Genomic DNA, 6,000 nt, shown 5'->3' with positions numbered 1-6,000 from the left:
GAAGAATTCTTTATAAAGTAATGTAAAAATGAAATTATTCGATTTGTTTGTAAGTGAATTTCCTGTATTTTTGACCTTTAACAAGCGATTTTTATTTATAGTTCATATAAATCGGACACATGTTGTGTTGTTTGAAGGGAAGGTGCATAGATTTTAATAATTTATTTGTATATAAAAGAGAAATAGTTGAGTGTATATTAAATGATTTTTTAAAAATATTTCATGTAAACGCACGAGTGGTGTTGAGTTTATTTATGATAAATAGCTTCCTTTAAAATCGATAAAACATTATATAAAATAATGAGGATAGAGGTATTCATTATGAAATTCATAAAAGGAATATTCGTTTCTACGATTGCACTTACAGCCTTTACAGGATTAGAGTTAATTAAATTTAATGAAAATCCCAATGTAGTGTATGCAGATTCGAAAGATTCTTCAAAAAATACAAGTCAATTCCAGGGGGATATTAAAGAAGGAGATAAAATTATTTTAAAGTTTAAAAGTGAAGTGAATTTCCCGTATAAGGATGGACTCGAAATACAAATAAAAGATGAGGGTAGCGATCCGGAATTAGTAAAAATCTTCTCTGAATTTCCGCAGCTAACATTAAAGCGTTTATTTACATCTGTAAATCCGAAAGAGATTGAAAACATTGATAAACATACGAGGGAAACTGAAAATAATGCACCTTCTAAATTACTAGATTATTATATTGTCGAAGTGCCTAATAAAGTAACAGCTGAAGCGTTGATGGACAAGTTTAAGAAATCTTATCTTGTTGAAGAAGTATATATGCAAGAAAAGCCAGCTCTTTTACCAGAAATACAATTACCTACTGTATCGCTTAATCCTTACGACGATCCAAGATTTTCAAACCAGGGATATCTTAAGGAAGCACCATATGGGATTAATTCATCTTATGCATGGAGCATTAAAGGTGGAGATGGAAAAGGAACTACTTTTGTAGATATGGAGTATGGTTGGTTATTAGACCATGAAGATTTAGTAAATCAAAAAGTTGAGCTAATATCTGGTAGAAATATAGATCAACACGTTGGCCATGGAACCTCTGTTCTTGGGATTGTTTCTGCTGAAGATAATAAGGTTGGTAACATAGGCATTGCACCAAAGGCTAAGGTAAAAGTGGTATCCCAAATAAGAGATGATGGGTCTTATAATACAGCGGATGCTATAATAAATGCTGTACATAATTTACAAGCTGGGGATATTTTATTATTAGAGGCACAAGCTTCTTATAATGGATATGGTGATAAATATTTACCTGTTGAAGTACAGCCAGCTATCTTTGATGCAATACGAGCTGGAACGGATAAAGGAATTATTGTGATAGAAGCCGGGGCAAATGGTTCTAATGACCTTGATCAATTTAGAGATCGTAATGGAAAACAGGTATTAAATCGCAATAGTCCAGATTTTAAAGATTCAGGAGCTATAATGATTGGAGCCGCATCGTCAACTGTTCCTCATAAACGTTTATGGTTTTCAAATTATGGTAGTAGAATTGATGTTTATGGTTGGGGAGAAAATGTAGATACAACTCGTGCTGAACCTAATAGAATCACTAAAAATCTCTATACAACTGGCTTTAGTGGTACATCTAGTGCTTCTCCAATTATTGCTGGAGCAGCGACTTCAATACAAGGTGTTGCTAAAGAACATTTAGGACGTCCATATAAACCAGCTGAATTAAGAAATATACTAAGTAATCCAAATACAGGTACCAAATCTCAAAATCCGTTAACAGATAAAATTGGTGTTTTGCCAGATTTAAAGTCAATCTTATCAAATTTGGGATATAGCCCAGATATATCGAACAATGTTAATGTTTTAGAGGGAAATCAATTTGTATGGTCAATGAAAGGAATAGGAGATTTTGAGTTTGCCAAATTAGATTTCAATAAGACAAAAGAAGAAATGCAAATTCAATTAAAAGCAGGTGTGCCACATCATTACTTTGATAGTACATATGCGAGTATAAAAGTCCAAAACCTATCTGGAAAAGTGATATATAATAAAGACATTTATGGAAACAGGCAACAGAATGCGGAAACACAAAAAGTTTCGGTGAAAGTCGGAGACTATATAGAATTTACACATTTAGAGGGTGGAAACCGTGCGAGTCTTATAAATGTGGATAAAAATATACAGGAGAGTTTTGGTAAGAAGATAGCGTATCAAGTTACAGTAAATGGTCTCAAGAAAGTGGATCAAATTACTACTCCTAATCCTATTCCAGACACAGAAGCTCCTACACAGCCTCAAGGGTTACAAGCAACCAACATCACTGCAGATAGCGTGGAGTTAAAATGGAATCCATCAACAGACAATGTAGGTGTGAAAGAATATCAAGTACTACGTGACGGGAAATTCATTCAAACGGTACAAGGAACCACATTTACTGATGGTAAACTGACTGCTAACATAGAATACAAATATACTGTGAAGGCTATAGATGCAGCTGGAAATCAGTCTATTCAAAGTAGTGCTCTTAGTATAAAAACAAAAGAGGAAAATACTTCTTATGAAAAATGGGATCCGAAGAAAGCATATACAAAAGGGGATAGAGTAGAGTATCAAGGGAAAATCTATGAAGCTGTTCAAAGTTATCAAGGAAATGGAGATTCAAATTGGATATTCTCGTTATCCTTATGGAGACCAATTACAGCAAGTTAAATATAGTCTATTTGATAGAATAGTTATTTCAGCATTAGCAAAATAATTTTTATGAACTATATTATCCCTTAATAGGGTTCTGGTGCAAAAATTCCAAAACGCTTGTAAGTAACCTCCTAAACTTGGACATACTGATACTAGTACTCTAAAAAAGGATGTGACTGATATGGAAAAGCAAAATCTATTCAAGTGGAAACATTATCAATTGGATATTATTTTATTAACAGTGAGTTGGTACCTACGGTACACCCTTAGTTTTCGTGATTTAGTTGAAATGATGGAAGAACGTGGGCTATCCCTTGCTCATACAACTATTATGCGATGGGTTCATCAATATGGTCCCGAATTAGATAAGCGAGTAAGGCGTCATCCTAAGTCAATCAATGATTCTTGGCGAGTCGATGAGACGTATGTGAAAGTCAAAGGTCAATGGATGTACCTATATCGTGCTGTTGATTCAAAAGGAAATACAATTTATTTTCATTTAAGCAAAACAAGAAATCATAGGACTGCAAAGCGTTTTTTCAAGAAAGCTTTGCAGTCTTTTCATGTTTCAAAGCCCCGTGTGATTACAGTAGACAAAAACCCGGCCTATCCTATAGCGATTGAAGAGTTGAAGACAGAGAAAAAGATGCCTGTGGGCATCCAAATAAGGCAGGTAAAATACCTTAATAACATTGTAGAGCAAGATCATCGTTTTATTAAAAAGAGAGTTCGTTCAATGTTAGGATTGAAATCTTTTCGTACAGCTAAATCTATTCTTTCAGGAATAGAAGGGATGCATATCATTAAAAAAGGCCAACTTATTTTACGGGACAAGTCTGTCCAAAATGAAGTGAAGTTTATTCATCAACTATTTGGAATGGCTGCATAAGAATAGATTCCATTAGGAATCTATATACCTCTTTCAAATAAATAAAATCTTTGCACCAGAACCGGATAAAATATGTTTATTTGAAATTGTCACAATCCTGTAACATAAGTGATTTATTTTATAATATGAAACTAACACGGAAAGAGGGAGAGGTTATGAAAAAAATCATACCGATAGTCGCATTAATAGGCATGCTGAGCTTAGGGATACAAGAAATGAATGTGAAAGCTGAGACATACAAAAGTGCAGGTTCCAAAATGGATTTTTGGAATTCTAAAAGAACAGGCACTAATTTTATGAATAGCACTTCATTACCTGAAAACTACAAAAGTGCAAAAGAAGCTCATATTGAATATATTCGTTTAGCACCTGATAAATGGGCAAAAGATAAGGATTTTTTATTTGAAGACAAACCAGATACATCAGGAAAAGATTTTCTTATCGGTAATGCAGATAACTATCAAGGATTAGTGAAAGAGGATGTAGCAAAATTGAAAGCAGATTTAGATGCTGCACAATCACAAGGGATTAAAGTTGTACTTACAATGCTTTCATTACCTGGTGATCGTTGGCGTCAATTTAACAATAATCAGAATGATGATAGAATCTGGGAAGAAGAGAAATATCAAGAACAAGCAAGCCAATTTTGGAAGGACCTTGCGTTTGAATTGAAAGATCATCCTGCTGTGGTGGGTTACAACATTATTAATGAACCACATCCAGAAACATCTAAGAAAAATAGATATAACGATTTTTGGACGGAAGATTATGAGAAATGGTATTCAAAAGTGAAGGGTACCCCAGCTGATTTAAATGAATTTTATCAAAAAGTTGTTACTTCAATTCGTGAAGTAGATAAAGAAACACCTATTATTTTAGATTCAAGTCTATATGCCACACCTTGGGCTTTTAAATATCTTAAACCAGTTAAAGATAATAAGACATTGTATGCATTTCATATGTATGAGCCATATCAATTAACAAGTCAACTTGAAAAGCAAAATAAAGAATATCAATATCCTGGAATTGTAAAAGTGGGAGATTTAGAAACACCTATGATTTGGGATAAAAATGGATTAAATACATTCTTACAGCCTGTGCAAAATTGGTCTCAGGAAAATCATGTACCATCTAATCGAATCATTGCTGAGGAATTTGGAATTAATCGTACCGTTCCTGGAGCACCTCAATACATGCAAGACTTAATTTCTATATTCAATCAGAATGGATGGCATAAATCATTCTATGCATTCCGTGAAGATACTTGGACAGGAATGAATTATGAATTAGGAACAGAAAAAATAAAATGGGATGAAGAGGGGCAACCAAAACGTCAAGATAATCCACTTTGGGATGTAATAAAAAATGATTTGCAAATCGATGCAGGAGTAAATAGAACTACATTTAAGGATGTCCCACAAGAACACTGGGCATTTCATGCAATTCATGATTTAGCGAGTAAGGGAATTATTGCAGGTTATGGAAATGGGATATTTGGTATGGGTGATAATGTAACACGTGAACAAGTAGCTGCATTAATTTACCGTACTTTGCATATAGAAAAACAAGATAAATATGAAAATCCATACAGAGATATCGATGGAAATTCAACAATGTTTCCTGAGGAAATATTAGCTTTAACTAAGCTAGGAATTTTCCAAGGAGATGATCAAGGAAACTTTAGACCGAAAGCTACATTAACACGTGCAGAAATGGCACAAGTTATTAAGAAAGCATTTAGATTAGATGTAAAGGCGCCGCATAATTTCAACGATATTCCAGCAAATTCATGGGCAAAAGATGCGATTAGTGCCGTGCAATCGAACCATATTGCAGTAGGAGTTGGAGAAGGGGAATTTGCTCCGGATATGAACGTAACACGTGAACAGTATGCACAGTTTTTATATAATGCAATTTCAAATGCGCAATCCCATCAATAAAAAGAAAATGAAGTTGAGTGGTTTATTATATCATCATTATAAGGGCGTATTACTGCTCGTAAAAATTTAATTGGTGATACCCCACATCAACTTAAAAACTTTATAACGCCCCTAAAACAAAAAATTGTACATTTTCATCTGGACATGTCAATTTTCTCGTTTGGGGGTATTTGCTTTTCTTAGCTTGATAGCGATGTGGTGCTACCCCATGCCCATCAACTTAGGAATTCAGAATTATCCCAAAACGAAAAAATGAGCGTTTTTGTTACAAGTTAACACAAAATTTCGTTCTGGGGGTACTATAAAATTTTAGCTTGATAGCGATGTATCTGTACCCCATGCCCATCAACTTAAGAAAACAAGTTACCCCCAAAACGATAAAAATAAATTTCAGGTCTATAAAAACACAAAATTTCCATTTAGAGGGTACTTTAAAATCTTAGCTTGATGGACAAGGGTATTCACTAAAATAGGTCGCCAGTCGTTACA

Annotated in this window: 3 protein-coding genes; all 3 read left to right on the top strand. The window is 34.0% G+C overall.

The window, feature by feature from the left end; translation table 11 throughout:
* The first annotated feature begins 321 nt into the window (after positions 1-321).
* The 3 genes from ACFWDE_RS21265 (at position 322) to ACFWDE_RS21255 (ending at position 5,511) form a co-directional block, all read left to right on the top strand.
* On the top strand, positions 322-2,697 hold the full coding sequence (locus ACFWDE_RS21265; protein WP_377894529.1) for a putative mucin/carbohydrate-binding domain-containing protein: 2,376 nt from the start codon (positions 322-324) through the stop codon (positions 2,695-2,697).
* 166 nt (positions 2,698-2,863) lie between these two features.
* Entirely contained in the window at positions 2,864-3,571 is a 708-nt protein-coding gene (locus tag ACFWDE_RS21260; RefSeq protein WP_377894527.1) for an IS6 family transposase, read from the top strand.
* 155 nt (positions 3,572-3,726) lie between these two features.
* On the top strand, positions 3,727-5,511 hold the full coding sequence (locus ACFWDE_RS21255; protein ID WP_377894525.1) for an S-layer homology domain-containing protein: 1,785 nt from the start codon (positions 3,727-3,729) through the stop codon (positions 5,509-5,511).
* Positions 5,512-6,000 lie beyond the last annotated feature (489 nt).

The sequence above is a fragment of the Bacillus sp. NPDC060175 genome, assembly GCF_042728695.1.
GTDB lineage: Bacteria > Bacillota > Bacilli > Bacillales > Bacillaceae_G > Bacillus_A.
Note: the sequence above shows the minus strand (reverse complement) of the source record. Positions and strands in the feature narration are given on the sequence as shown.